26 protein-coding genes are annotated in these 26,496 nt (G+C 38.4%); 22 read left to right on the top strand and 4 right to left on the bottom strand.

Features of this window, described 5'->3' with window-relative positions; translation table 11 throughout:
* Positions 1-44: 44 nt before the first annotated feature.
* Entirely contained in the window at positions 45-845 is an 801-nt protein-coding gene (locus SPPN_RS03205) for an amino acid ABC transporter substrate-binding protein (protein WP_000714630.1), read from the bottom strand.
* A 170-nt stretch (positions 846-1,015) separates the two neighbouring features.
* Here SPPN_RS03205 and SPPN_RS03215 point away from each other — a divergent pair, with 170 nt between their 5' ends.
* The 11 genes from SPPN_RS03215 (at position 1,016) to rplA (ending at position 9,472) form a co-directional block, all read left to right on the top strand.
* On the top strand, positions 1,016-1,621 hold the full coding sequence (locus tag SPPN_RS03215; protein ID WP_000670184.1) for a nitroreductase family protein: 606 nt from the start codon (positions 1,016-1,018) through the stop codon (positions 1,619-1,621).
* 12 nt (positions 1,622-1,633) lie between these two features.
* Positions 1,634-3,034, top strand: coding sequence for a dipeptidase PepV (gene pepV, locus SPPN_RS03220; protein WP_000125061.1), 1,401 nt, complete (start codon positions 1,634-1,636; stop codon positions 3,032-3,034).
* Positions 3,035-3,087: 53 nt separating this feature from the next.
* Entirely contained in the window at positions 3,088-3,666 is a 579-nt protein-coding gene (locus tag SPPN_RS03225) for a uracil-DNA glycosylase family protein (protein WP_000078127.1), read from the top strand.
* A 3-nt stretch (positions 3,667-3,669) separates the two neighbouring features.
* A complete protein-coding gene (locus tag SPPN_RS14180) occupies positions 3,670-3,804 on the top strand; it encodes a hypothetical protein (protein WP_272941556.1) in 135 nt (44 codons plus the stop codon).
* Between the two features lie 112 nt (positions 3,805-3,916).
* The gene (locus tag SPPN_RS03235) at positions 3,917-4,204 is read left to right on the top strand and encodes a rhodanese-like domain-containing protein (protein WP_000658231.1); all 288 of its coding nucleotides are present in this window, start codon (positions 3,917-3,919) and stop codon (positions 4,202-4,204) included.
* A gap of 171 nt (positions 4,205-4,375) precedes the next feature.
* Positions 4,376-5,701 carry a branched-chain amino acid transport system II carrier protein gene (gene brnQ, locus SPPN_RS03240; RefSeq protein WP_001074582.1) on the top strand — a complete coding sequence of 442 codons (1,326 nt, stop codon included), beginning with the start codon at positions 4,376-4,378 and terminating at the stop codon, positions 5,699-5,701.
* Between the two features lie 97 nt (positions 5,702-5,798).
* The gene (locus SPPN_RS03245) at positions 5,799-6,836 is read left to right on the top strand and encodes a M42 family metallopeptidase (RefSeq protein WP_001077204.1); all 1,038 of its coding nucleotides are present in this window, start codon (positions 5,799-5,801) and stop codon (positions 6,834-6,836) included.
* 1 nt (position 6,837) lies between these two features.
* The gene (locus SPPN_RS03250) at positions 6,838-7,308 is read left to right on the top strand and encodes an HIT family protein (RefSeq protein ID WP_000335597.1); all 471 of its coding nucleotides are present in this window, start codon (positions 6,838-6,840) and stop codon (positions 7,306-7,308) included.
* A 2-nt stretch (positions 7,309-7,310) separates the two neighbouring features.
* Positions 7,311-8,027 (top strand): LD-carboxypeptidase LdcB/DacB, encoded by a 717-nt coding sequence (gene ldcB / locus SPPN_RS03255; protein WP_000747748.1) that lies wholly within the window; start codon positions 7,311-7,313, stop codon positions 8,025-8,027.
* 122 nt (positions 8,028-8,149) lie between these two features.
* The gene (gene rplK / locus SPPN_RS03260) at positions 8,150-8,575 is read left to right on the top strand and encodes a 50S ribosomal protein L11 (protein ID WP_001085812.1); all 426 of its coding nucleotides are present in this window, start codon (positions 8,150-8,152) and stop codon (positions 8,573-8,575) included.
* Between the two features lie 207 nt (positions 8,576-8,782).
* A complete protein-coding gene (gene rplA, locus SPPN_RS03265; protein WP_001085675.1) occupies positions 8,783-9,472 on the top strand; it encodes a 50S ribosomal protein L1 in 690 nt (229 codons plus the stop codon).
* Between the two features lie 101 nt (positions 9,473-9,573).
* On the opposite strand, the gene SPPN_RS13560 is transcribed toward rplA, so the two are convergent.
* The gene (locus tag SPPN_RS13560) at positions 9,574-9,720 is read right to left on the bottom strand and encodes a hypothetical protein (RefSeq protein WP_044012032.1); all 147 of its coding nucleotides are present in this window, start codon (positions 9,718-9,720) and stop codon (positions 9,574-9,576) included.
* Positions 9,721-9,885: 165 nt separating this feature from the next.
* On the opposite strand from SPPN_RS13560, the gene SPPN_RS13790 reads away from it, so the two are divergent.
* From SPPN_RS13790 to SPPN_RS03300, 7 genes are all read left to right on the top strand, one after another.
* Positions 9,886-10,095, top strand: coding sequence for a hypothetical protein (locus SPPN_RS13790; RefSeq protein ID WP_223200444.1), 210 nt, complete (start codon positions 9,886-9,888; stop codon positions 10,093-10,095).
* Between the two features lie 398 nt (positions 10,096-10,493).
* Positions 10,494-10,739, top strand: coding sequence for a hypothetical protein (locus SPPN_RS14290; RefSeq protein ID WP_000643408.1), 246 nt, complete (start codon positions 10,494-10,496; stop codon positions 10,737-10,739).
* Between the two features lie 400 nt (positions 10,740-11,139).
* The gene (locus SPPN_RS03280) at positions 11,140-12,132 is read left to right on the top strand and encodes an ABC transporter ATP-binding protein (RefSeq protein ID WP_001240775.1); all 993 of its coding nucleotides are present in this window, start codon (positions 11,140-11,142) and stop codon (positions 12,130-12,132) included.
* Position 12,133: 1 nt separating this feature from the next.
* Entirely contained in the window at positions 12,134-12,952 is an 819-nt protein-coding gene (locus SPPN_RS03285; protein WP_000594192.1) for an ABC transporter permease, read from the top strand.
* A 1-nt stretch (position 12,953) separates the two neighbouring features.
* Positions 12,954-13,739, top strand: a complete 786-nt coding sequence (locus SPPN_RS03290) for an ABC transporter permease (protein ID WP_000760734.1) — start codon at positions 12,954-12,956, stop codon at positions 13,737-13,739.
* A gap of 370 nt (positions 13,740-14,109) precedes the next feature.
* On the top strand, positions 14,110-15,456 hold the full coding sequence (locus SPPN_RS03295; protein WP_014017215.1) for an IS1380-like element ISSpn5 family transposase: 1,347 nt from the start codon (positions 14,110-14,112) through the stop codon (positions 15,454-15,456).
* Positions 15,457-16,033: 577 nt separating this feature from the next.
* Entirely contained in the window at positions 16,034-22,600 is a 6,567-nt protein-coding gene (locus SPPN_RS03300; protein WP_000750068.1) for a S8 family serine peptidase, read from the top strand.
* A gap of 290 nt (positions 22,601-22,890) precedes the next feature.
* On the opposite strand, the gene tnpB is transcribed toward SPPN_RS03300, so the two are convergent.
* The gene (gene tnpB, locus SPPN_RS13565) at positions 22,891-23,082 is read right to left on the bottom strand and encodes an IS66 family insertion sequence element accessory protein TnpB (RefSeq protein WP_014017216.1); all 192 of its coding nucleotides are present in this window, start codon (positions 23,080-23,082) and stop codon (positions 22,891-22,893) included.
* A gap of 332 nt (positions 23,083-23,414) precedes the next feature.
* On the opposite strand from tnpB, the gene SPPN_RS03310 reads away from it, so the two are divergent.
* Positions 23,415-23,723, top strand: coding sequence for a hypothetical protein (locus tag SPPN_RS03310; RefSeq protein WP_000734650.1), 309 nt, complete (start codon positions 23,415-23,417; stop codon positions 23,721-23,723).
* Here the strand turns inward: SPPN_RS03310 and SPPN_RS13570 are convergent.
* A complete protein-coding gene (locus SPPN_RS13570; protein ID WP_044012035.1) occupies positions 23,693-23,866 on the bottom strand; it encodes a hypothetical protein in 174 nt (57 codons plus the stop codon). The genes SPPN_RS03310 and SPPN_RS13570 overlap by 31 nt on opposite strands.
* 173 nt (positions 23,867-24,039) lie before the next feature.
* Between SPPN_RS13570 and SPPN_RS03320 the strand changes: the two genes are divergently transcribed.
* Genes SPPN_RS03320 through SPPN_RS03330 form a run of 3 tightly spaced genes read left to right on the top strand, consistent with a single transcriptional unit; the run spans position 24,040 to position 26,384 of the window.
* The gene (locus tag SPPN_RS03320; RefSeq protein ID WP_000521974.1) at positions 24,040-24,516 is read left to right on the top strand and encodes a PTS sugar transporter subunit IIA; all 477 of its coding nucleotides are present in this window, start codon (positions 24,040-24,042) and stop codon (positions 24,514-24,516) included.
* A 38-nt stretch (positions 24,517-24,554) separates the two neighbouring features.
* Positions 24,555-24,860: a PTS sugar transporter subunit IIB gene (locus SPPN_RS03325; protein ID WP_000590549.1), complete on the top strand. Its 306-nt coding sequence runs from the start codon at positions 24,555-24,557 to the stop codon at positions 24,858-24,860.
* Between the two features lie 48 nt (positions 24,861-24,908).
* Positions 24,909-26,384: a PTS galactitol transporter subunit IIC gene (locus tag SPPN_RS03330; RefSeq protein WP_000338710.1), complete on the top strand. Its 1,476-nt coding sequence runs from the start codon at positions 24,909-24,911 to the stop codon at positions 26,382-26,384.
* The last annotated feature ends 112 nt before the right edge of the window (positions 26,385-26,496 follow it).

The raw sequence follows: 26,496 nt of genomic DNA on the forward strand, positions 1-26,496 counted from the left end.
GCAAACTAAAAACGATTGGCTGGTCCAATCGTTTTTAATATATCTTATTGTAACTGAGATTTATCTGGGAGATAAGAACCACCTAGATAGGTATTGCTGAGTTTTTCAAGGGTTCCATCTTGGTAGAGTTCTTTGAGTGCTTTATCAAATTGCTCTTTAAACTCTTTTTGATCACTTGAGAAAACGATATAATTGCTAGGACTATTAGTAGAAGACAAGTCAACCACAGAAAGATCTAAGCCACGGTCCTTGATAATCTTTTGAACGGATACCTTGTCAAAAACTAGGAAATCAAATTCACCGTTAGAGAGGTCTAGGATTCGTTTGCCGATATCTTCACCAGAAAAATCTATAGTAGCAGGATTATCAGTGTGTTTTTGATTCCAGTTATTGATGAATTGAGCGTTAGAAGTTCCGGTATCCTCTTGTGTTGTTTTACCAGCGATTTGGTCAAGTGAAGTCAAAGGATTTTTCTTGTTGCTGACGAGGACGAGGGGATTGTTGGAAATCGGAAGTGAGTAGAGGTATTTTTCAGCACGCTCTTTTGTGTAACTCAAGTTATTTGCTGCAGCCTGATAGTGACCAGAATCAAGTCCTGGGAAGATACTCTCCCAGGCGGTTCTTTGAAATTGAATCTCGTAGTCGCTGAGTTTTTCATCTACTGCTTTTAGAACTTCAATATCGAAGCCTGTCAGATTGCCTTTATCTTCGTAGTCAAATGGTGGCACGTCGCCAGCTGTAGCAAGGACGATTGTCTTTTGAGCGCTAGTCTCTTTGGGTGTGGCTTGATTTCCACAGGCAACCAAAAATGGTAGGATGGCTAATAATAGGCTAAATTTTTTCATAATATCTCCATTCAAATGTAAAGTACTTGTTAGTTTATCAGAAACTGTCTTGATGAACCAATATATATTTTTTATGGCTGTGATAAAAAATCTTAATCATGAAAAATCCCTGCAAGCTCTTTCAAATTATGGTAGAATGGAAGCAGTAGAATTAGAAAAGGAAATCGATTATGAAATTTCTTGAATTAAACAAAAAACGTCATGCGACTAAGCAGTTTACTGATAAGCCAGTTGATCCAAAAGATGTGCGTACGGCTATCGAAATTGCAACCTTGGCACCAAGTGCCCACAACAGCCAGCCTTGGAAATTTGTGGTAGTACGTGAGAAAAATGCTGAACTGGCAAAGTTGGCTTATGGTTCAAACTTTGAACAGGTATCATCAGCGCCTGTAACAATTGCCTTGTTTACAGACACAGATTTGGCTAAACGTGCTCGTAAGATTGCCCGAGTTGGTGGTGCTAACAATTTCTCAGAAGAACAACTTCAATACTTCATGAAAAATTTGCCAGCTGAATTTGCACGCTACAATGAACAACAAGTCAGCGACTACCTAGCACTCAATGCAGGTTTGGTTGCTATGAACTTGGTTCTCGCTCTTACAGACCAAGGAATTGGTTCCAATATTATCCTTGGTTTTGACAAATCAAAAGTTAATGAAGTTTTGGAAATCGAAGACCGTTTCCGCCCAGAACTCTTGATCACAGTGGGTTACACAGACGACAAATTGGAACCAAGCTACCGCTTGCCAGTAGATGAAATCATCGAGAAAAGATAGAAAGAAGAAAAAATGACAGCAATTGATTTTACAGCAGAAGTAGAAAAACGCAAAGAAGACCTCTTGGCTGACTTGTTTAGCCTTTTGGAAATCAACTCTGAACGTGATGATAGCAAGGTTGATGCTGAACATCCATTTGGACCTGGTCCAGTAAAAGCCTTGGAGAAATTCCTTGAAATCGCAGACCGCGATGGCTACCCAACTAAAAATGTTGACAACTACGCAGGACATTTTGAGTTTGGTGATGGAGAAGAAGTTCTCGGCATCTTTGCCCATATGGATGTGGTTCCTGCTGGTAGCGGTTGGGACACAGACCCTTACACACCAACTATCAAAGACGGTCGCCTTTATGCGCGTGGGGCTTCAGATGACAAGGGACCTACAACAGCTTGTTACTATGGTTTGAAAATCATCAAAGAATTGGGACTTCCAACTTCTAAGAAAGTTCGTTTCATCGTTGGAACAGATGAAGAATCAGGTTGGGCAGACATGGACTACTATTTCGAGCACGTAGGACTTGCAAAACCAGACTTTGGTTTCTCTCCAGACGCTGAATTCCCTATCATCAATGGTGAAAAAGGAAATATCACGGAATACCTCCACTTTGCAGGTGAAAATGCAGGTGCTGCCCGTCTTCACAGCTTCACAGGTGGTTTGCGTGAAAATATGGTACCAGAATCAGCAACAGCAGTCGTTTCAGGTGATTTGGCTGACTTGCAAGCTAAACTAGATGCCTTTGTTGCAGAACACAAACTTAGAGGAGAACTCCAAGAAGAAGCTGGCCAATACAAGGTGACGATCATTGGTAAATCAGCCCACGGTGCTATGCCTGCTTCAGGTGTCAATGGTGCGACTTACCTAGCCCTCTTCCTTAGCCAGTTTGACTTTGCTGGTCCAGCCAAAGACTACCTTGACATCGCTGGAAAAATTCTGTTGAACGACCATGAGGGTGAAAATCTCAAGATTGCCCATGTGGATGAAAAGATGGGTGCCCTTTCTATGAATGCGGGTGTATTCCGTTTTGATGAAACAAGCGCTGATAATACCATTGCCCTTAACATCCGCTATCCAAAAGGAACAAGTCCAGAGCAAATCAAGTCAATCCTTGAAAACTTGCCAGTTGCTTCTGTTAGTTTGTCAGAACATGGTCACACGCCTCACTATGTGCCAATGGAAGATCCACTTGTGCAAACCTTGTTGAATGTCTATGAAAAACAAACTGGCCTTAAAGGTCACGAGCAAGTTATCGGTGGTGGAACCTTTGGTCGCTTGCTCGAACGAGGTGTTGCCTATGGTGCCATGTTCCCAGACTCAATTGACACCATGCACCAAGCCAATGAATTTATCGCTTTGGATGATCTCTTCCGAGCAGCAGCAATCTATGCCGAAGCTATTTATGAATTGATCAAATAAAACGATAGAAGTCTGAGATTGTATGCTTGGACTTCTTTTTGGAGGGAAAGTAGATGTCTCAAATTGAAAGAATCAAGCAGGCTATTATGGCAGATCCGCAGAATGCTACCTATACAAAGCGTGGCATTGAACCTCTCTTTGCAGCGCCAAAGACTGCTCGCATCAATATCATCGGTCAAGCGCCTGGTCTTAAAACCCAAGAAGCAGGCCTTTACTGGAAAGATAAGAGTGGTGACCGCTTGCGGGCCTGGCTAGGTGTGGATGAAGATACCTTTTACAATTCAGGTTATTTTGCTGTCTTGCCCATGGATTTCTACTTTCCAGGGCATGGCAAGTCAGGTGATCTTCCGCCTCGAGCAGGTTTTGCTGAAAAATGGCATCCACAGCTCTTGCAAGAATTACCCGATATCCAGTTGACCCTCTTGATTGGGCAATATGCCCAGGCCTACTATTTAAAGGAGAAAGTCAGTGGCAAGGTGACAGAACGGGTAAAACATTATCAGAACTACTTGCCAACCTATTTTCCTTTAGTTCACCCCTCACCGCGAAATCAAATCTGGATGGCTAAAAATCCTTGGTTTGAGTCAGAAGTGGTGCCAGATTTGAAAAAAAGAATTAAAACTATTTTATAGTCAATGAAAATCAAAGAGCAAACTAGGAAGCTAGCCGCAGTCTGCTCAAAGTACAGCTTTGAGGTTGCAGATAAAACTGACGAAGTCAGCTCAAAACATTGTTTTGAGGTTGTGGATAGAACTGACGAAGTCAGCTAAAAACACTGTTTTGAGGTTGTGGATAGAACTGACGAAGTCAGTAACCATACGCACGGTAAGGCGACGCTGACGTGGTTTGAAGAGATTTTCGAAGAGTATTAGGAGAAAAAGAATGAAAGAAATAGCCTTTGACGCATTTTACCAGCTTTACCAAAATGACCAACTTTCTTTAGTGGACGTGAGAGAAGTGGATGAGTTTGAAGCACTTCATTTAGAAGATGCCCAGAATCTTCCTCTGAGTCAATTAGCCGATATTTATGATCAATTGGACAAAGATCGCTTACATTATATTATTTGCAAATCTGGGATGAGATCGGCGCGTGCTTGCCAATTCCTATCAGAACAAGGCTATGAGGTTATCAATGTACAAGGTGGTATGACTGCCTTTGAAGAACTGTAAACAGTACAATTTTCTCCTGCTTGGTGTGGACTGGGTAGGAGAATTTTATTTTTAGATAATTCTCATTTTTAAGAATCTTGAAAACATTCAATATTTACTTCGTGAAGCTTTTTTCATACTCCTATTCATGATATACTAGGTCAGTATTTTATAAATATAAAGGAGATTTTCATGGCTAAAAAAGGTGCCCTAACAGGTTTGCTTCTGTTTGGAATATTTTTTGGTGCGGGGAACTTGATTTTTCCGCCTTCTCTAGGTGCTCTATCTGGAGAACATTTTCTTCCTGCCATCGCAGGTTTTGTCTTTTCAGGTGTCGGTATCGCCGTCTTGACCCTTATTATTGGAACGCTAAATCCTAAAGGATATATCTACGAGATTTCTACAAAGATAGCGCCTTGGTTTGCGACTCTTTACCTCTCAGTTCTTTACTTGTCAATCGGTCCATTCTTTGCTATCCCACGTACTGCTACAACAGCTTACGAAGTAGGGATTAGCCCCCTTTTGTCGGATGCAAATAAAGGTCTTGGTTTGATTGTCTTTACGGTTCTTTACTTTGCAGCAGCCTATTTGATTTCGCTTAATCCATCAAAAATCTTAGACCGTATCGGCCGTATTTTAACGCCAGTTTTTGCGATTTTGATCGTTATCTTGGTTGTTCTGGGAGCTTTCAAATACGGTGGAACAAGTCCTCAAGTTGCTTCAGCCGCTTATCAAGCTTCTGCCTTTGGGACAGGTTTCCTAGAAGGATATAATACCTTGGATGCTCTTGCTTCAGTTGCCTTTAGCGTAATCGCAGTTCAAACCTTGAAACAACTTGGCTTCTCAAGTAAGAAAGAGTACATTTCGACTATTTGGGTTGTTGGTATCGTTGTAGCCCTTGCCTTCAGCGCTCTTTACATCGGCTTAGGTTTCCTTGGGAACCATTTCCCGGTACCAGCTGAGGCTATGAAGGGTGGAACTCCTGGTGTTTACATCTTGTCACAAGCCACTCAAGAAATCTTTGGCTCAACAGCCCAACTCTTCCTTGCAGCTATGGTTACCGTAACCTGCTTCACAACAACGGTTGGTTTGATTGTGTCAACAGCTGAGTTCTTTAATGAACGTTTCCCACAAATCAGTTATAAGGTTTATGCGACAGCCTTTACCTTGATTGGATTTGCCATTGCTAATTTAGGTCTTGATGCGATTATCAAGTACTCCATTCCAGTACTGGTTATCTTGTACCCAATCACGATTGCTATCGTTATGATTGTCATTGTCAACAAATTCGTGGCTCTTTCAAAACCAGGTATGCAGTTGACAATTGCTGTTGTTACAGCTATTGCTATTGCAAGCGTACTAGGAAGCTCGTTTAAGGTTGAGTTTCTTGCAAACCTTGTCAACGCTCTTCCTTTTGCCAAGGCATCACTCCCATGGTTGGTCCCAGCCATTGTCGGAATCTTGCTCTCATTGGTTCTACCAAACAAGCAAGAAAGCGATGTTTTTGAAATGGAATAATCACTAAAATCACTTTTGTAGACAAGTCTACAGGAGTGATTTTCTTTTTTTATCCGATGATAAATGTGTTATAATAGGTAGCAAAAGAGGTGAAGAAATGAATCAAACAGTAGAATATATCAAAGAACTGACAGCTATTGCGTCGCCAACGGGTTTTACTCGTGAGATTGCGGACTATTTAGTCAAGACTCTGGAAGGATTTGGTTACCAGCCGGTTCGCACAGCCAAGGGCGGTGTCAATGTGACCATTAAAGGTCAAAATGATGAGCAACAACGCTATGTGACTGCCCATGTGGATACGCTGGGTGCCATTGTCCGTGCTGTCAAACCAGATGGTCGTCTCAAATTGGACCGTATCGGTGGTTTTCCTTGGAACATGATTGAAGGAGAAAACTGTACCGTTCATGTGGCTAGTAGAGGTGAAAAAGTATCCGGGACCATCCTTATCCACCAAACTTCTTGCCATGTCTACAAGGATGCAGGAACTGCAGAACGCACGCAGGACAATATGGAAGTGCGTTTGGACGCCAAAGTAACCAATGAAAAAGAAACTCGTGCCTTGGGGATTGAGGTAGGTGATTTTATCAGCTTTGATCCACGAACTATCGTGACAGAGACAGGTTTTATCAAGTCTCGCCACTTGGATGACAAGGTCAGTGCGGCGATTTTGCTTAACCTGCTTCGTATTTATATGGAAGAGAAGATTGATTTGCCAGTAACAACCCATTTTGCTTTTTCAGTCTTTGAAGAAGTGGGACATGGTGCTAATTCTAGTATTCCTGCTCAGGTAGTCGAATATCTGGCTGTGGATATGGGAGCTATGGGGGATGACCAGCAGACAGATGAGTACACAGTGTCTATCTGTGTCAAGGATGCCTCAGGGCCTTATCACTATGACTTACGTCAACATTTGGTTGCCTTGGCGAAAGAGCAAGATATTCCATTTAAGCTGGACATCTATCCATTTTATGGTTCGGATGCTTCAGCGGCTATGTCTGCAGGTGCAGAAGTCAAACACGCCCTTCTCGGTGCTGGTATCGAATCTAGTCATTCTTATGAGCGTACTCATATTGACTCGGTGGTCGCAACGGAACGTATGGTTGATGCTTATCTTAAGAGCGCATTGGTAGACTAATATGTGTTTGATTTGTCAGAGAATTGAGCTCATTAAAGCTGGGGAAAATCCCTATTTTGTCAAAGAGTTGGAAACAGGCTATCTTGTTATTGGAGACCACCAGTATTTTGAAGGCTATAGTCTTTTTCTAGCCAAGGAACATGTCACCGAATTGCATCATTTAGAAAAGGAAACGAGGCTCCGTTTTCTAGAGGAAATGAGTTTAGTCCAAGAGGCAGTTGCCAAGGCCTTTACTGCTGAGAAAATGAATATCGAGCTTCTAGGCAATGGCGATGCCCATCTCCACTGGCACATTTTCCCTAGACGAACAGGTGATATGAATGGTCACGGCCTCAAGGGACGTGGTCCAGTCTGGTGGGTTCCCTTTGAAGAAATGACAGCAGAAACCTGCCAAGCAAAACCTGATGAGATTAAAAGATTAGTCGAACGTTTATCATCAGAAGTAGATAAACTATTAGAAATAAAGGAGTAAAAATGAAAAAAAGATACATAGTCTTGACAGCCTTGCTAGCCTTGACATTGGCAGCTTGTTCACAAGAAAAAACAAAAAATGAAGATGGAGCAGCTAAAACAGAGCAAACAGCTAAAGCTGATGGAACAGTCGGTAGTAATTCTCAAGGAACTGCCCAGAAAAAAGCAGAAGTGGTCAATAAAGGAGACTACTACAGCATCCAAGGGAAATACGATGAAATCATCGTAGCAAATAAACACTATCCATTGTCGAAAGACTACAATCCAGGGGAAAATCCAACAGCCAAGGCAGAGTTGGTCAAACTCATCAAGGCTATGCAAGAGGCAGGTTTCCCGATTAGCGACCATTATAGTGGTTTTAGAAGTTATGAAACTCAGACCAAGCTCTATCAAGATTATGTCAACCAAGATGGGAAGGCAGCAGCTGACCGTTACTCTGCCCGTCCTGGCTATAGCGAACACCAGACAGGCTTGGCCTTTGATGTGATTGGGACTGATGGTGATTTGGTAACAGAAGAAAAAGCAGCCCAATGGCTTTTGGATCATGCAGCTGATTATGGCTTTGTTGTCCGTTATCTCAAAGGTAAGGAAAAGGAAACAGGCTATATGGCTGAAGAATGGCACCTGCGTTATGTCGGAAAAGAAGCAAAAGAAATTGCTGCAAGTGGTCTCAGTTTGGAAGAGTATTACGGCTTTGAAGGCGGAGATTACGTCGATTAAAAAATAAACTTTTCTCTTGCAATTTCAGATAAATAGTGTATAATAGACGGGTATGTGAAAAGCATACTTGTGGGAGGTAAAAATCTCTAATTACCGCCAAAACCACAAAGGAGGATTTAAAAATGGCTAAAAAAGTCGAAAAACTTGTAAAATTGCAAATCCCTGCTGGTAAAGCTACACCAGCTCCACCGGTTGGACCTGCTCTTGGTCAAGCTGGTATCAACATCATGGGATTCACAAAAGAGTTCAACGCTCGTACAGCTGACCAAGCTGGGATGATTATTCCAGTTGTTATCTCAGTTTACGAAGATAAATCATTTACTTTCGTTACGAAAACACCACCAGCTGCTGTTCTTTTGAAAAAAGCTGCAGGTGTTGAAAAAGGATCAAGTACACCTAATAAAACTAAAGTTGCTACAGTTACTCGTGCACAAGTACAAGAAATTGCAGAAACTAAGATGCCAGATTTGAACGCAGCAAACGTAGAGTCTGCAATGCGTATGATCGAAGGTACTGCTCGTTCTATGGGATTCACTGTTGTTGACTAATCAATAACACAGTAGAAAATCTCACAGCAGTCTATTAGTTGCTTTTCATACTAGGCAAGTGACTGATACTTGTACTTGGGTACAGCAAGGGAACTTAAGGCCGTAGGAAAAGGAAAGTAATAGACTGAAAACCCGCAAGACTTCATCATTTCGAGGAGTGACGTGGGAGATGAAAATCGATTGAACCACTTACAAGGAGAATAGAAAATGGCTAAAAAAAGCAAACAACTTCGTGCTGCTCTTGAGAAAATCGACAGCACAAAAGCATACAGCGTAGAAGAAGCTGTAGCACTTGCAAAAGAAACTAACTTTGCAAAATTTGACGCAACTGTAGAAGTTGCTTACAACTTGAACATCGACGTTAAAAAAGCTGACCAACAAATCCGTGGAGCAATGGTATTGCCAAACGGTACTGGTAAAACTTCACGCGTTCTTGTTTTCGCACGTGGTGCAAAAGCTGAAGAAGCAAAAGCTGCTGGTGCAGACTTTGTTGGTGAAGATGACCTTGTTGCTAAAATCAACGACGGTTGGTTGGACTTCGACGTAGTTATCGCTACACCTGATATGATGGCTCTTGTTGGACGTCTTGGACGTGTCCTTGGACCACGTAACTTGATGCCAAACCCTAAAACTGGTACTGTAACAATGGATGTTGCTAAAGCAGTTGAAGAGTCTAAAGGTGGTAAAATCACTTACCGTGCTGACCGTGCAGGTAACGTTCAAGCAATCATCGGTAAAGTATCATTTGAAGCTGAAAAATTGGTTGAAAACTTTAAAGCTTTCAACGAAACAATCCAAAAAGCAAAACCAGCTACAGCTAAAGGAACTTACGTAACAAACTTGACTATCACAACTACTCAAGGTGTTGGTATCAAAGTTGACGTAAACTCACTTTAATCAGTAGTTAAAGTAATGTAAAAAAGTTGAAGACGCTATGTCTCAACTTTTTTTGATTTCAAAATCTAGTGGAATGAATCTGGAATAGTCCATCGAGCTTTCTAATACTCTTCGAAAATCTCTTCAAACCGCGTCAACGTCGCCTTGCCGTGCGTATGGTTATTGACTTCGTCAGTTCTATCCACAACCTCAAAACAGTGTTTTGAGCAACCTGAGGCTAGTTTCCTAGTTTGCTCTTTGGTTTTCATTGAGTATAACACATTGTTAGAAGTTGGTTTAAATTTCCTAATCAGTTTGTTCACATTTACCTTCGATATATTATATCCCATAGTTAAGGTTGGTCATACAGATGATTATAGTCATGGAGCCGTAAAACTTAGTGTTTCTTTAGTTGACAAAGATGCCATGAAAAAATATCTGTAACTGTAATAGGATATTTTGAAATAAATATAGATGAAAATATCACCGATATTCTATACGTAAATGGTACTGCTATTCTTTGTCCTTATTTACGTTCTATTGTTTCAATAGTTTCGGCAATTGATAGCAGTGAAGCAATGTTGCTACCTACCATTAATGTTTTAGAGTTACTAGATAAATCTCAACCTTTTGAAGAAGAATAATTTATTAGCTCACTAAATTGAGGGTAAGGAAAAGTAAAAGCAGTAAGAAAAATGTCTTGCATTATACAGCAACCTTTTGGGAATGAGTAGATGGATTGAATAAAATTTGATTAAGAGTGGATGATTTATCTGTAGATTATTATTGGACAGTTAGTCTTGAAGTAGTCTAAGAATTAGGTTATAATCAGTAGAAGCCTTGCTAATAATGAGGAGGTTAGTTTATGTATAGTAGACTGAATCTAAAATAGTATGAAACAATTGCTAAAACATTTATAGAAATTAATTTTACTTTTCCAATCAATTTGTTCTCATCTTATTTCAATCCGCTATATATTATGGTATCGAATCTTCATCAGAATGATAAAATTAATCAATTAATATCTGATTACAAACAGAATATGAAAGCTTTTTATATCACTATTGAAAAATTTATACGAGATGATGAAAGTCTTAAGTGTTATTTTACAAAGGTTATTTCAAGTCGTTCCAAGGTAACAAGTCTAAATCAGATTGAAGCTGATAAAACGATACAAAGAAAATATTCAAGTGAGCTAAAAAAATTTATTGGATTTTATAATGAGATTATTTGTGAGGAAAATAGTTTCCTACATGTACGAAAGAGGTGGTCGAGTTGGTTTAGGTAGTCGGTGCGTGAGTTGATAATTCTCAGGGTATGGACTTCTTTTTCATGAATGAGGTAAAAGAGCAGGTATTGTTTAGAGACAATCATTCTGAGCATATTTTCTGGATAGAGGGAGTATCCGATTTTATGATCAAAGTTAATACCGCCCTCTGGTGAGAAGATGAGTAGGTTGGTAATTTAAACTATTCAACTGAATTTTTGATTAAAAGTATTATTTTATGAGAGAAATCCTAATTTCACAATCCATAGGCAAACGCTTGCATTCTGTTTTTTATTGGACTATAATAGGTTGGTATAAAGCCTTCTGTAGTAATAAAATGTAGAAGGTGTAGAAAGTAAGGATTTAGAATATTTGTAGTTAAAAACACAATGTTGCTATTCCTTATGATAGGGAGATAGATATGGCAATGATAGAAGTGGAACATCTTCAGAAACATTTTGTGAAGATTGTTAAGGAACCGGGCTTGAAGGGGGCTTTGCGCTCCTTTATTCATCCTGAAAAGCAGACCTTTGAAGCGGTCAAGGATTTGAACTTTGAGGTTCCAAAAGGGCAGATTTTAGGATTTATCGGGGCAAATGGTGCTGGGAAGTCGACAACCATTAAAATGCTGACAGGAATTTTGAAACCAACATCTGGTTTTTGTCGGATTAACGGCAAGATTCCCCAGGACAATCGGCAAGATTATGTCAAAGATATTGGCGTAGTCTTTGGACAACGCACCCAGCTATGGTGGGATTTGGCTCTGCAAGAGACCTACACTGTCTTAAAAGAGATTTATGATGTGCCAGACTCGCTCTTTCATAAGCGTATGGACTTTTTGAATGAAGTCTTGGATTTGAAGGACTTTATCAAGGATCCCGTGCGGACTCTTTCACTGGGACAACGGATGCGGGCGGATATTACGGCCTCCTTGCTCCACAATCCCAAGGTTCTTTTTTTAGATGAGCCGACCATTGGTTTGGACGTTTCGGTTAAGGATAATATTCGTCGGGCAATTACTCAGATCAATCAAGAGGAAGAAACTACCATTCTTTTGACCACTCACGATTTGAGTGATATTGAGCAACTTTGTGATCGGATTTTCATGATTGACAAGGGGAAAGAGATTTTTGATGGAACGGTGAGCCAACTCAAGGAGACCTTTGGTAAGATGAAGACTCTCTCTTTTGAACTGCTACCAGGTCAAAGTCATCTCGTCTCTCACTATGAAGGTCTGTCTGATATGACCATTGATAGACAAGGAAACAGCCTCAACATTGAATTTGATAGTTCTCGCTACCAGTCAGCTGACATTATCAAGCAAACCCTGTCTTATTTTGAAATCCGCGATTTGAAGATGGTGGATACGGATATTGAGGATATTATCCGTCGCTTCTACCGAAAGGAGCTCTAGGATGATCAAATTGTGGAGACGTTATAAACCCTTTATCAATGCAGGGGTTCAGGAGTTGATTACTTACCGAGTCAACTTTATTCTCTATCGGATTGGCGATGTCATGGGGGCTTTTGTGGCCTTTTATCTCTGGAAGGCTGTCTTTGATTCTTCGCAAGAGTCTTTGATTCAGGGCTTCAGTATGGCGGATATCACCCTCTACATCATCATGAGTTTTGTGACCAATCTTCTGACTAGATCCGATTCGTCCTTTATGATTGGGGAGGAGGTCAAGGATGGCTCCATTATCATGCGTTTGTTGCGACCAGTGCATTTTGCGGCCTCCTATCTTTTCACCGAGCTTGGTTCCAAGTGGTTGATTTTTATCAGCGTTGGCCTTCCATTTTTAAGTGTCATTGTTTTGATGAAAATCTTATCTGGGCAAGGGATTGTAGAAGTGCTGGGATTAACTGTCCTTTATCTCTTTAGCCTAACTTTGGCTTATCTGATTAACTTTTTCTTTAATATTTGCTTTGGATTTTCAGCCTTTGTGTTTAAAAATCTTTGGGGTTCCAATCTACTCAAGACTTCCATAGTGGCCTTTATGTCTGGAAGTTTGATTCCCTTGGCTTTCTTTCCAAAGGTTGTTGCAGATATTCTGTCCTTCCTGCCTTTTTCATCCTTGATTTATACCCCAGTCATGATTATTGTTGGGAAATACGATGCTAATCAGATGCTTCAGGCACTCGCTTTGCAGTTTTTCTGGCTCTTAGTGATGGTGGGCTTGTCTCGGTTGATTTGGAAACGAGTCCAGTACTTTATCACCATTCAAGGAGGTTAGTATGAAAAAATATCAACGCATGCATCTGATTTTTATCAGACAATACATCAAGCAAATCATGGAATACAAGGTGGATTTTGTGGTTGGTGTCTTGGGAGTCTTTCTGACTCAAGGCCTGAATCTCTTATTTCTCAATGTCATCTTTCAACACATCCCATCCCTAGAAGGTTGGACTTTTCAAGAAATTGCCTTTATCTATGGTTTTTCCTTGATTCCTAAGGGCTTGGACCATCTCTTTTTTGACAATCTCTGGGCACTGGGGCAACGCTTGGTGCGAAAAGGAGAATTTGATAAGTATCTGACTCGTCCTATCAATCCTCTCTTTCACATCTTGGTTGAGACCTTTCAGATTGATGCCTTAGGCGAACTCTTGGTCGGTGGTATTTTATTGGGAACAACCATGACCAGCATTGCTTGGACTCTTCCAAAATTCCTGCTTTTCCTAGTCTGTATTCCTTTTGCGACCTTGATTTATACTTCTCTTAAAATCGCGACAGCCAGCATCGCTTTTTGGACCAAGCAGTCAGGGGCTATGATTTACATTTTCTATATGTTTAATGATTTTGCAAAGTATCCGATTTCGATTTACAATTCTCTTCTTCGTTGGTTGATTAGCTTTATCGTGCCTTTTGCCTTTACGGCCTACTATCCTGCTAGCTATTTTTTGCAGGACAAGGATGTACTCTTTAACATTGGAGGTTTGATTTTGATTTCCCTTGTCTTTTTTGGTATTTCCTTGAAACTATGGGACAGGGGCTTGGATTCTTATGAAAGTGCTGGATCCTAAGATGAAGAAACTCAAAGCCTTGTCTTAGGACAGGCTTTTTCTAATAGAGATGAAAATTCCTTGACATCTATTCTCAGAGTGCTATACTGTAAGTGTAATCGCCGATTTATCTCAGTTGGTAGAGCAAGGCACTCGTAAAGCCTAGGTCACAGGTGAACATATGACTGAAGATTTGAAAAAATAGATATGTATAAATAACCGTTAACCCCAATTATTCACCCCTAATCTAAAAACCCTCCAGAATCCTTGCCTTAGCTTAGATCCTGGATGGTTTCTTTTTTCACCCAATGGGTGTTTTTTACTAGACAAAAAAGAGTTTCCCCTTTATGGTATAAGTGTAGAAAAAAACACAAAAAGAAAGGAAACTCACATGAACAGTTTACCAAATCATCACTTCCAAAACAAGTCTTTTTACCAACTATCTTTCGATGGAGGTCATTTAACCCAGTATGGTGCTCTTATCTTTTTTCAGGAACTTTTTTCCCAGTTGAAACTAAAAGAGCGGATTTCTAAGTATTTAGTAACGAATGACCAACGCCGCTACTGTCGTTATTCGGATTCAGATATCCTTGTCCAGTTCCTCTTTCAACTGTTAACAGGCTATGGAACGGACTATGCTTGTAAAGAATTGTCAGCTGATGCCTACTTTCCAAAATTGTTGGAAGGAGGGCAGCTTGCTTCACAGCCAACCTTATCCCGTTTTCTTTCCAGAACTGACGAGGAAACAGTCCATAGTTTGCGATGCCTCAACCTTGAATTGGTCGAATTCTTTTTGCAGTTTCACCAGCTAAACCAACTCATTGTAGATATCGATTCTACCCATTTCACAGCTTATGGCAAGCAAGAAGGTGTTGCTTATAACGCCCACTATCGTGCTCATGGCTATCATCCTCTTTATGCTTTCGAGGGGAAGACAGGTTATTGTTTCAATGCCCAGCTTCGTCCTGGTAATCGTTATTGTTCTGAAGAGGCAGACAGCTTTATCACACCTGTTTTAGAACGGTTTAATCAACTTCTCTTTCGAATGGATAGTGGCTTTGCGACCCCAAAATTATACGATTTAATTGAAAAAACAGGGCAATACTACCTCATAAAACTCAAGAAAAATACTGTTCTGAGCCGTCTTGGAGACCTTTCCCTCCCTTGCCCACAGGATGAGGACTTAACCATCTTGCCCCACTCCGCCTACTCAGAAACTCTCTATCAAGCAGGATCTTGGTCGCACAAGCGTCGTGTCTGCCAGTTCTCTGAACGAAAAGAAGGAAACTTGTTCTACGATGTTATTTCTCTCGTTACAAATATGACGAGTGGAACAAGCCAAGACCAGTTTCAGCTTTATCGTGGACGTGGTCAAGCCGAGAATTTCATCAAGGAGATGAAGGAGGGATTTTTTGGCGATAAAACGGATAGTTCAAGCTTAATCAAAAACGAAGTTCGTATGATGATGAGCTGTATCGCCTACAATCTCTATCTTTTTCTCAAACATCTAGCTGGAGGTGACTTCCAAACTTTAACAATCAAACGCTTCCGCCATCTTTTTCTTCACGTGGTAGGAAAATGTGTTCGAACAGGACGCAAGCAGCTCCTCAAATTGTCTAGTCTCTATGCCTATTCCGAATTGTTTTCAGCACTTTATTCTAGGATTAGAAAAGTCAACCTGAATCTTCCTGTTCCTTATGAACCACCTAGAAGAAAAGCGTCGTTAATGATGCATTAAAGAACAGTCGAGATGAAAAAATCGTGTGACGCACCAAGGGAGGAGTCTGCCCTTTTGAGGAAATCTAGCGAGGAAAAACGATACTGGAACAGCAGAAAGTAAAACTGGCCTCATGAGGAGGAAGAAAGTGGCTCATGAGGTCAGGGGTTTTGTAAGTTACATCTAGTTGAGAGAGGTATGAATGATTTGGGGTTAAGTCTTATTCTTAGCGGTTATTTATATTGTTTAATAGCGCTGATATTTCATCAATGATGTTTGACTTTGTGATTTTGGTAGTGGTTCAATTTGATTGCTACTATTTTTGATGGTGTGAATGTTCTGACAATGTACCCCAGCTAACTACGAAAGTTTTTGACTCTATATTTTTAATGTGTATTAAAAAATAAATTAACACATATTAATTTTTCTTGACTTAAATTTAAAAAATGATATACTATTTTTATGGAGAGCTAACAATTATATATAAATGTACTACTCTATTTCCTAGATAATACTTAGTAAAACTTTTTATAACAAAGGCTAGCAAAGTTAAAGTTTTCTATCTATTGGAAGTTAAATAAATATGTAAGGAATTAAAATGAAAAAAAGTACAGTATTGTCATTAACCACAGCTGCAGTTATTTTAGCAGCCTATGCCCCTAATGAGGTAGTCTTAGCGGATACATCTAGCTCTGAAGATGCTTTAAATATCTCTGATAAAGAAAAAGTAGTAGTAGATAAGGAAACAGAAAATAAAGAGAAACATGAAGAGATTCATCATGCTATAGAAGCTTCAAAGGATACTGAAGAAAAGAAAACAACAATTATTGAGGAAAAAGAAGTTGTTAGTAAAAATCCTGTGATAGACAATAGCACTAGCAATGAAGAAGCAACAAGCAAAGAAGAAAATTCCAATCAATCCCAAGGAGATAAAGCGGACTCGTCTGCAAGTAAAGACTCAGAAAGTCCCAAAAAAGAGGATAGACTTGTCTATATTGCTGAATTTAAAGATGAAGAGTCTAGAGAAAAAGCAATCAAGGGACTATCCAGTCTTAAGAATACAAAAGTTTTATATACTTATGATAGAATTTTTAACGGTAGTGCCATAGAAACAACTCCAGATAACTTGGACAAAATTAAACACATAGAAGGTATCTCATCGGTTGAAAGGGCACAAAAAGTCCAACCCATGATGAATCATGCCAGAAAGGAAATTGGAGTTGAGGAAGCTATTGATTACCTAAAGGCCATTAATGCTCAATTTGGAAGAAATTTTGATGGCAGAGGTATGGTCATTTCAAATATCGATACTGGAACAGATTATAGGCATAAGGCTATGAGAATCGATGATGATGCCAAAGCCTCAATGAGATTTAAAAAAGAAGACTTAAAAGGCACTGATAAAAATTATTGGTTGAGTGATAAAATTCCTCATGCTTTTAATTATTATAATGGTGGTAAAATTACCGTAGAAAGAGCTGATGATGGAAGTGATTATTTTGATCCCCATGGGATGCATATTGCAGGGATTCTTGCTGGAAATGATACTGAAAAAGACATCAAGAACTTTAATGGCATAGATGGAATTGCACCTAATGCACAGATCTTCTCTTATAAAATGTACTCTGACGCAGGATCTGGGTTCGCAGGGGATGAAACAATGTTTCATGCTATTGAAGATTCTATCAAACACAACGTTGATGTTGTTTCGGTATCATCTGGTTTTACAGGAACAGGTCTTGTAGGTGAGAAATATTGGCAAGCTATTAGAGCATTAAGAAAAGCAGGCATTCCAATGGTTGTCGCTACGGGTAACTATGCGACTTCTGCTTCAAGTTCTTCTTGGGATTTAGTGGCAAATAATCATCTGAAAATGACCGACACTGGAAATGTAACGCGAACAGCAGCACATGAAGATGCGATAGCGGTTGCATCTGCTAAAAATCAAACAGTTGAGTTTGATAAAGTTAACATAGGTGGAGAAAGTTTTAAATACAGAAATATAGGGGCCTTTTTCGATAAGAATAAAATCACAACAAATGAAGATGGTTCAAAAGCTCCTAGTAAATTGAAATTTGTATATATAGGCAAGGGCCAAGACCAAGATTTGATAGGTTTGGATCTTAAGGGCAAAATTGCAGTAATGGATAGAATTTATACAAAGGATTTAAAAAATGCTTTTAAAAAAGCTACGGATAAGGGCGCACGCGCCATTATGGTTGTAAATACTGTCAATTACTACAATAGAGATAATTGGACAGAGCTTCCAGCTATGGGATATGAAGCGGATGAAGGTACTAAAAGTCAAGTGTTTTCAATTTCAGGAGATGATGGTGTAAAGCTATGGAACATGATTAATCCTGATAAAAAAACTGAAGTCAAAAGAAATAATAAAGAAGATTTTAAAGATAAATTGGAGCAATACTATCCAATTGATATGGAAAGTTTTAATTCCAACAAACCGAATGTAGGTGACGAAAAAGAGATTGACTTTAAGTTTGCACCTGACACAGACAAAGAACTCTATAAAGAAGATATCATCGTTCCAGCAGGATCCACATCTTGGGGGCCAAGAATAGATTTACTTTTAAAACCCGATGTTTCAGCACCTGGTAAAAATATTAAATCCACGCTTAATGTCATTAATGGTAAATCAACTTATGGCTATATGTCAGGAACCAGTATGGCAACTCCAATCGTAGCAGCTTCTACTGTTTTGATTAGACCGAAGTTAAAGGAAATGCTTGAAAGACCTGTATTGAGAAATCTTGAGGGAGATGACAAAATAGACCTTACAAGTCTTACAAAAATTGCTCTACAAAATACTGCGCGACCGATGATGGACGCAACGTCTTGGAAAGAAAAAAGCCAATACTTTGCATCACCTAGACAACAGGGAGCAGGCCTAATTAATGTGGCCAATGCTTTGAGAAATGAAGTTGTAGCGACTTTCAAAAACAAGGATTCTAAAGGTTTGGTAAACTCTTATGGTTCTATTTCTCTTAAAGAAATAAAAGGAGAAGAAAAATATTTTACAATTAAGCTTCACAATACATCAAACAGACCTTTGACCTTTAAAGTTTCAGCATCAGCGATAACTACAGATTCTCTAACTGATAGATTAAAGCTGGATGAAACATACAAAGATGAAAAATCTCCAGATGGTAAGCAAATTGTTCCAGAAATCCATCCAGAAAAAATCAAAGGAGCAAATATCACATTTGAGCATGATACTTTCACTATAGGCGCAAATTCTAGCTTTGATTTGAATGCGGTTATAAATGTTGGAGAGGCTAAAGACAAAAATAAATTTGTAGAATCATTTATTCATTTTGAGTCAGTGGAAGAAATGGAAGCTCTAAACTCTAACGGGAAGAAAATAAACTTCCAACCTTCTTTGTCGATGCCTCTAATGGGATTTGCTGGGAATTGGAACCACGAACCAATCCTTGATAAATGGGCCTGGGAAGAGGGTTCAAAATCAAAAACAATGGAAGGTTATGATGATGATGGTAAACCAAAAATTCCAGGAACCTTAAATAAGGGAATTGGTGGAGAACATGGTATAGATAAATTTAATCCAGCAGCTGTTATTCAAAACAGAAAAGATAAAAATATTACATCACTAGACCAAGACCCAGACCTATTTGCCTTTAACAACCAAGGTATTCATGCAGAATCCACTAGTGGATCTAATGTTGCTAACATTTATCCTTTAGATTCAAATGGAAATCCTCAAGATGCTCAACTTGAAAGAGGATTAACCCCTTCTCCACTTGTATTAAGAAGTGCAGAAGAAGGATTGATTTCAATAGTAAATACAAATAAAGAGGGAGAAAATCAAAGAGACTTAAAAGTCATTTCGAGAGAACACTTTATTAGAGGAATTTTAAATTCTAAAAGCAATGATGCAAAGGGAATCAAATCATCTAAACTAAAAGTTTGGGGTGATTTGAAGTGGGATGGACTCATCTATAACCCTAGAGGTAGAGAAGAAAATGAACCAGAAAGTAAGGATAACCAAGATCCAGCTACTAGGATAAGAGGACAATTTGAATCAATAGCTGAGGGTCAATACTTCTACAAATTCAAATATAGATTAACCAAGGATTATCCATGGCAAGTTTCTTATATACCAGTAAAAATTGATAATACAGCTCCAAAAATTATTTCAATTGATTTTTCTAATCCAGATAAAATTAAATTGATCGCAAAAGATACCTACCACAAGGTAAAGGATGAGTACAAACACGAAACCTTGTTTGCTAGAGACCAAAAAGAACATCCTGAGAAATTTGAAGAAGTAGCCAACGAAGTATGGTACGCAGGTGCAGCTCTTGTCGATAAGTATGGAGATGTTGAGAAAAGTCTTGATGTAACTTACGCCGGAGAGGGTGAGGGAAGAAATAGGAAACTTGATAAAGATGGAAATACTATCTACGAAATTAGCGGAGCAGGAGATTTAAGAGGAAAAATCATCGAAGTAATCGCCCTAGATGGTGCAAGCAACTTCACCAAAATCCATAGAATTAAATTTGATGACCAAGCTGATGAAAAAGGAATGATTTCTTATTACCTAGTAGATCCTGACAAAGCTGCTTCTAAATATGAAAAACTAGGTGAAATTTCTGAAGAAAAACTCAAAAATGCAAAGAGCCCAGAGGAAAATACCAATAATAATCAAGCTAAGGATGAAGATTCAAAACCAGCTGAAGAAAGTTCAGTTGAGGGAGAAGCTAGCCTTGAAATAAATAAAACTATTTCAACAATTAGAGACTTTGAAAATAAAGACCTAAAGAAACTCATTAAAAAGAAATATAGGGAAGAAGAGGACTTTGTAAATGGTGGTACAAGAACAGTAGAACTTGATTATCAATATGACGATGAAGGAAATATAACTGCCTATGAAGATAAGAGTGCTCTAGAATATGAAACTGAGAAACTTGATGATGTTAAATCAAAACTTGGTGGAGTATTAAGCCCATCAAAGGATGGACATTTTGAAATTCTTGGAAAAGTAAGTAATGTATCCAAAAATGCTAAGGCTTACTATGGCAATGACTTCAAATTAATAGAAATTAAGGCAAGTAAATACGACCCACAAACTAAAACTCTAACCTTTGACTTATTTGCAAACACAAATGATGTAGTCGATGGTCTATCCTTTACGGGTGATATGAATATCCTTGTAAAAGATAAGGGTGAAACAAAAGCTAAAACTAAAATTAGAATGCCTGAAAAAAATAAGGAAACTAAAACAGAATATCCCTATGCATCAAGTTATGGGAATGTAATCGAATTAGGAGAAGGAGATCTTTCAAAGAACAAACCAAACAATTTAACTGAAATGGAATCTGGTAAAATCTATTCTGATTCAGAAAAACAACAATATCTGTTAAAGGATAACATCATTCTAAGAAAAGGCTATGCACTAAAAGTGACTACCTATAATCCTGGAAAAACGGATATGTTAGCAGGGAATGGAGTTTATAGCAAGGAAGATATAGCAAAAATACAAAAGACCAATCCTAATCTAAGAGTCCTTTCAGAAAAAATAATTTATGCTGATAGTAGAAATGTTAAAGATGGAAGAAGCACTCAATCAGTATTAATGTCGGCTTTGGACGGCTTTAACATTGTAAGATATCAAGTGTTTACCTTTAACATGAATGATAAAGGGGAAGCAATCGATAAAGATGGAAATCTTGTGACAGATTCCTCTAAACTTGTATTATTTGGTAAAGATAATAAAGAGTATCATGGGGAGGAATATTCTAATGTAGAAGCTATAAAAGAAGATGGCTCCATGTTATTTATTGATACCAAACCAGTAAACCTTTCAATGGATAAGAACTACTTTAATCCATCTAAATCTAATAAAATTTATGTACGAAATCCAGAATTTTATTTAAGAGGTAAGATTTCTGATAAGGGTGGTTTTAACTGGGAATTGAGAGTTAATGAATCGGTTGTAGATAATTATTTAATCTACGGGGATTTACACATTGATAACACTAGAGATTTTAACGTTAAGCTGAATGTTAAAGACGGTGACATCATGGACTGGGGAATGAAAGACTATAAAGCAAACGGATTTCCAGATAAGGTAACAGATATGGATGGAAATGTTTATCTTCAAACTGGCTATAGCGATTTGAATGCGAAAGCAGTTGGAGTCCACTATCAGTTTTTATATGATAATGTTAAACCCGAAGTAAACATTGATCCTAAGGGAAATACTAGTATCGAATATGCTGATGGAAAATCTGTAGTCTTTAACATCAATGATAAAAGAAATAATGGATTCGATGGTGAGATTCAAGAACAACATATTTATGTAAATGGAAAAGAATATACATCATTTGATGATATTAAACAACTAACAGATAAGACACTAAATATTAAGATTCTTGTAAAAGATTTCGCAAGAAATACAACCGTAAAAGAATTTATTTTAAATAAAGATACGGGAGAAATGAGCGAATTAAAACCTCATAGGGTGACTGTGACCATTCAAAATGGAAAAGAAATGAGTTCTCAGATAGTGCCGGAAGAAGATTTTATTTTACCTGTCTATAAGGGTGAATTAGAAAAAGGCTATCAATTTGATGGTTGGGAAATTGCTGGTTTCGAAGGTAAAAAAGACGCTGGCTATGTTATTAATCTATCAAAAGATACCCTTATAAAACCTGTATTCAAGAAAATAGAGGAGAAAAAGGAGGAGGAAAATAAACCTACTTTTGATGTATCCAAAAAGAAAGATAAGGTGCAAGCAAATCATAATCAATTAGATGAAAGTCACAGAAAAGAGGATTTACAAAGAGAAGATCATTCACACAAATTTGATTCAACTAAAGATGTCAAAACTACAGTTCCTGTACAAGTAAATTATAGTCAATTAGATGAAAGTCAAAGATCTGATTCAACTAAGGATGTTACAGCTCCAGTTCCTGATAAAAATGATAAAAACTTTGAAAATGAGAAGGAAGTTTATCTTAATGAACCAGAGAACATAGCTAATAAAGATACCAATATTGATAGTAAATCAACTACTAACAATGATAGGTTGCCAAAAACCGGAACAGTTAGCGAAGTCTTCACGTCATTGGTTGCCGGAATAATGTTTACCGTAGGTGCATTTCTTGGATTAAAGAAAAAAGATTAAGATTAAGACAAAAGCTATAGATGAAAAAATGGTTTATGTACTGAGATGGTGTGATGATGAAACAGTTTTGTGAAAATAGCTATTTATAACTCAATTATTTAGTTTACTTTACTATTGATACTCTTTTTGGATTTATTAATAGACTTAGTTTAGAAAACTAATGAATTGATTGAAAGGGTTAGTATTGACAAATATTGATTAGCAAATAGAGTCTTTCAAAATTTAAAGGCTAATAGAGGTGATGAGACAATTTCAAGGAATTAAGTAGCGTTTGGTTGCTTAATTCCTTTTCATTTGGGAGGTAGTTTTTCACCTGCTTCGTAACCGCCCAATAACGAAGTATAGTAGTAACGTAACCGGGAGAAAGGATCCGATTCAAAGTGGGTTTTAATGAGATAAGCCAGTGAATCAATGCCTTGTCTCATATCCGTTTTCCCACATACGAGATAGACCTGCCCTAGGCTAGATAGATGAATTGTCATAGAGCAACACCTTATCCAAAAGCTCTTCTATCATTTCGAGATTGTGGAATCTCTACAGGAACAATAGGTTGTGGCATTAAAATATCCTCCAATAGTTTTACTTTACTAATAGTATACAGGAGGTCTTCCATGAATGATAGATACCTTGTTATGACGCGCTTACCCTGCTTCCTTATTTTATCGCCATTATTTAACCACTTAGACTGATATAGAGACCAGATAGGCAAACGAACTTGTTCTTGAGAAACTCCTCTGCTATAATGATTTTTGTAAGGGATGTGAGGCATCACTATCAGAGAACTCAAGTTCATAAAAAAATTGGAGATAAACAAATGAAAAAATTATTGGGAATTGTCTTTTTATTAGCAGCAGTGACAGTAGTGTATTTTGGTTCTGTTGGCTGGCCAAGTTTAGATGTCAACCTCTGGTCTTTGATTCCGGTGGGTCTGTTCCTCTTTTTCACTCTAGAGAATCTTTTGAAAAAGGATTACAAGGCTAGTCTGATGTGTTTGATTATTGCCTTTATCATTGCGAATGCAATTTTGGACCTGTTGCCAATTTCAAGTGGCTTGGTGATTGGAGCAGGCGTCCTAGCTTGTGTAGGGATTGGCTATCTATTTCCTGATAAAGAAGGAAAATAATACTCTTCGAAAATCTCTTCAAACCACGTCAACGTCGGCTTGTCGTAGATATGGTTACTGACTTGGTCAGTTCTATCCACAACCTCAAAATGGTGTTTTGAGCAGTCTGTGCCTAGCTTTCTAGTTTGCTCTTTGATTTTCATGGAGTATTAGAACAGAAAAATACTTGGAATATTTGTTTGTTTATTTTTATATAACAAACTATAAACACAACAAAAGTATAAAAAAAGACAAAAATCAACAGAAAACTATTGACAACGATTACATATAGTGTTATACTTATAGCATAAAGTTAATGGAAAGAAGGGAAAACCTTATGGGATTAGATCATTTCTTTGACAAAAACCTTGTGTTTTGCTTAGAAGCGGATAATCAAGAACATCTCTTTGATCAGGTTGCCACTTTATTGGAGGAACGAGAAATCGTGACTCCAACTTATCGTGAAGCCTTGATCACGCGTGAAAAGTCATTTCCAACTGGCTTAGATATGGAATTTTTGGGTAAGGATTTGCCGAATGTGGCTATTCCTCATACAGATATTGTTCATAATCTAGCTGAAAAAGTTGTGGTCGTTCGATTAGAGAAACCTGTGACCTTCCACAATATGATTGCACCAGATAAGGAAGTAGAAGTATCCTTGCTCTTCTTTATCATCAATAACTCTAGTTCAAGTCAAACGAACATTCTTGCTCAGTTGATGGACTTCTTTACTGGAAATGGTCATCTTGAAGACCTATCAAAAATTTCTGAACCAGAAGCCCTCTATGCTTATATAGCTGAAGCAATCGCTTAATCTTGTCTATTAAAAATATTAAATCGGAGGAAATCCATATGATTAAAATTCTTGCTGCCTGCGGTGCAGGTGTTAACTCAAGCCACCAAATTAAAAGTGCTCTTGAAGAAGAACTTTCAAACCGTGGTTACGATGTTCACTGTGATGCAGTCATGGTCAAAGATGTTAACGAAGACCTTATCAAGGGTTATGACATCTTCACACCAATCGCTGCGACAGATCTTGGTTTTGACCCAGGTATTCCAGTTATCGAAGCTGGACCAATCTTATTCCGTATCCCTGCAATGAGTGCTCCAGTATTTGACAATATTGAAGCAGCTATCAAAGAACACGGATTAAGCTAATTATCAATTTGTTAACATTCATATAACATAAAAAAGGGAGGAACTGTTATGGATGCAATCTTTGACCTAATCGGAAAGGTTTTCAATCCCATCTTAGATATGGGTGGACCTGTCATCATGTTAATCATTTTGACAGTATTGGCTTTACTTTTTGGAGTGAAATTCTCCAAAGCGCTTGAAGGTGGTATCAAACTTGCCATCGCTCTTACAGGTATCGGTGCCATCATCGGTATGCTAAATGGTGCTTTCTCAGCATCACTTGCAAAATTCGTTGAAAACACTGGTATCCAATTGAGTATTACCGACGTTGGTTGGGCACCACTCGCAACAATCACTTGGGGATCTGCTTGGACACTTTACTTCTTGCTCATCATGTTGATTGTCAACGTAGTGATGCTTGCTATGAAGAAAACCGATACACTTGATGTCGATATCTTTGATATCTGGCACTTGTCTATCACAGGTCTCTTGATTAAATGGTATGCTGATAACAATGGTGTGAGTCAAGGGGTTTCGCTCTTTATTGCTACAGCAGCTATCGTCCTTGTTGGTGTGTTGAAAATTATCAACTCTGACTTGATGAAACCTACATTTGATGACCTTCTTAACGCTCCAAGTTCATCACCAATGACATCAACTCACATGAACTACATGATGAACCCAGTTATCATGGTTTTGGATAAGATTTTTGAAAAATTCTTCCCAGGCCTTGATAAATATGACTTTGATGCTGCTAAATTGAACAAGAAAATCGGTTTCTGGGGATCTAAATTCTTCATCGGTTTCATCCTTGGTATCGTTATCGGTATTATGGGAACTCCACATCCAATTGCAGGTGTTGCAGATGCAGATAAATGGCGTCTTGTTATCAAAGGATGGTTGTCTCTTGGTTTGACTGCCGGTGTATCTTTGGAACTCTTCTCACTTATCGGTTCATGGTTCATCGCAGCCGTAGAACCACTATCACAAGGTATTACAAACGTTGCTACTAAACGTCTTCAAGGACGTAAATTCAATATCGGTCTTGACTGGCCATTCATCGCTGGTCGTGCTGAAATCTGGGCTTGTGCCAACGTACTTGCACCAATCATGTTGATTGAAGCAGTGCTTCTTTCAAAAGTTGGAAATGGTATCTTGCCACTTGCAGGTATCATCGCTATGGGTGTTACTCCAGCTCTCTTGGTTGTAACGCGTGGTAAATTGCTCCGTATGATTATCTTCGGAACACTCTTGTTGCCACTCTTCCTTCTTTCAGGTACACTTATTGCGCCATTTGCAACAGAACTTGCTAAAGGTGTAGGTGCCTTCCCAGAAGGTGTGAGCCAAACTCAATTGATTACTCACTCTACTCTTGAAGGACCAATCGAAAAACTTCTTGGTTGGACAATTGGTAACACTACAACTGGTGATATCAAAGCAATTCTTGGTGCAGTAGTCTTCCTTGTATTCTATATCGGTATCTTTGCTTGGTACAGAAAACAAATGATCAAACGTAACGAAGAGTACGCAGCAAAAGCAAAATAATGCGCTCCTATAAAATGTAAATTGTTGAAACTAGGTTGTCATACTGTTTAGGAGTGACAGCCTAGGTTTTTTATAAACTATCAAGAAATCGGAGAAAATAATGGTAATTGAA

It is taken from the genome of Streptococcus pseudopneumoniae IS7493, assembly GCF_000221985.1.
GTDB lineage: Bacteria > Bacillota > Bacilli > Lactobacillales > Streptococcaceae > Streptococcus > Streptococcus pseudopneumoniae.

Excerpts from the sequence above, each read along its gene's own strand:
- SPPN_RS03205 (WP_000714630.1), bottom strand. The coding sequence starts at position 845 with ATGAAAAAATTTAGCCTATTATTAGCCATCCTACCATTTTTGGTTGCC.
- SPPN_RS03215 (WP_000670184.1), top strand. The coding sequence starts at position 1,016 with ATGAAATTTCTTGAATTAAACAAAAAACGTCATGCGACTAAGCAGTTT.
- pepV (WP_000125061.1), top strand. The coding sequence starts at position 1,634 with ATGACAGCAATTGATTTTACAGCAGAAGTAGAAAAACGCAAAGAAGAC.
- SPPN_RS03225 (WP_000078127.1), top strand. The coding sequence starts at position 3,088 with ATGTCTCAAATTGAAAGAATCAAGCAGGCTATTATGGCAGATCCGCAG.
- SPPN_RS14180 (WP_272941556.1), top strand. The coding sequence starts at position 3,670 with ATGAAAATCAAAGAGCAAACTAGGAAGCTAGCCGCAGTCTGCTCAAAG.
- SPPN_RS03235 (WP_000658231.1), top strand. The coding sequence starts at position 3,917 with ATGAAAGAAATAGCCTTTGACGCATTTTACCAGCTTTACCAAAATGAC.
- brnQ (WP_001074582.1), top strand. The coding sequence starts at position 4,376 with ATGGCTAAAAAAGGTGCCCTAACAGGTTTGCTTCTGTTTGGAATATTT.
- SPPN_RS03245 (WP_001077204.1), top strand. The coding sequence starts at position 5,799 with ATGAATCAAACAGTAGAATATATCAAAGAACTGACAGCTATTGCGTCG.
- SPPN_RS03250 (WP_000335597.1), top strand. The coding sequence starts at position 6,838 with ATGTGTTTGATTTGTCAGAGAATTGAGCTCATTAAAGCTGGGGAAAAT.
- ldcB (WP_000747748.1), top strand. The coding sequence starts at position 7,311 with ATGAAAAAAAGATACATAGTCTTGACAGCCTTGCTAGCCTTGACATTG.
- rplK (WP_001085812.1), top strand. The coding sequence starts at position 8,150 with ATGGCTAAAAAAGTCGAAAAACTTGTAAAATTGCAAATCCCTGCTGGT.
- rplA (WP_001085675.1), top strand. The coding sequence starts at position 8,783 with ATGGCTAAAAAAAGCAAACAACTTCGTGCTGCTCTTGAGAAAATCGAC.
- SPPN_RS13560 (WP_044012032.1), bottom strand. The coding sequence starts at position 9,720 with ATGAAAACCAAAGAGCAAACTAGGAAACTAGCCTCAGGTTGCTCAAAA.
- SPPN_RS14290 (WP_000643408.1), top strand. The coding sequence starts at position 10,494 with ATGAAAGCTTTTTATATCACTATTGAAAAATTTATACGAGATGATGAA.
- SPPN_RS03280 (WP_001240775.1), top strand. The coding sequence starts at position 11,140 with ATGGCAATGATAGAAGTGGAACATCTTCAGAAACATTTTGTGAAGATT.
- SPPN_RS03285 (WP_000594192.1), top strand. The coding sequence starts at position 12,134 with ATGATCAAATTGTGGAGACGTTATAAACCCTTTATCAATGCAGGGGTT.
- SPPN_RS03290 (WP_000760734.1), top strand. The coding sequence starts at position 12,954 with ATGAAAAAATATCAACGCATGCATCTGATTTTTATCAGACAATACATC.
- SPPN_RS03295 (WP_014017215.1), top strand. The coding sequence starts at position 14,110 with ATGAACAGTTTACCAAATCATCACTTCCAAAACAAGTCTTTTTACCAA.
- SPPN_RS03300 (WP_000750068.1), top strand. The coding sequence starts at position 16,034 with ATGAAAAAAAGTACAGTATTGTCATTAACCACAGCTGCAGTTATTTTA.
- tnpB (WP_014017216.1), bottom strand. The coding sequence starts at position 23,082 with ATGACAATTCATCTATCTAGCCTAGGGCAGGTCTATCTCGTATGTGGG.
- SPPN_RS03310 (WP_000734650.1), top strand. The coding sequence starts at position 23,415 with ATGAAAAAATTATTGGGAATTGTCTTTTTATTAGCAGCAGTGACAGTA.
- SPPN_RS13570 (WP_044012035.1), bottom strand. The coding sequence starts at position 23,866 with ATGAAAATCAAAGAGCAAACTAGAAAGCTAGGCACAGACTGCTCAAAA.
- SPPN_RS03320 (WP_000521974.1), top strand. The coding sequence starts at position 24,040 with ATGGGATTAGATCATTTCTTTGACAAAAACCTTGTGTTTTGCTTAGAA.
- SPPN_RS03325 (WP_000590549.1), top strand. The coding sequence starts at position 24,555 with ATGATTAAAATTCTTGCTGCCTGCGGTGCAGGTGTTAACTCAAGCCAC.
- SPPN_RS03330 (WP_000338710.1), top strand. The coding sequence starts at position 24,909 with ATGGATGCAATCTTTGACCTAATCGGAAAGGTTTTCAATCCCATCTTA.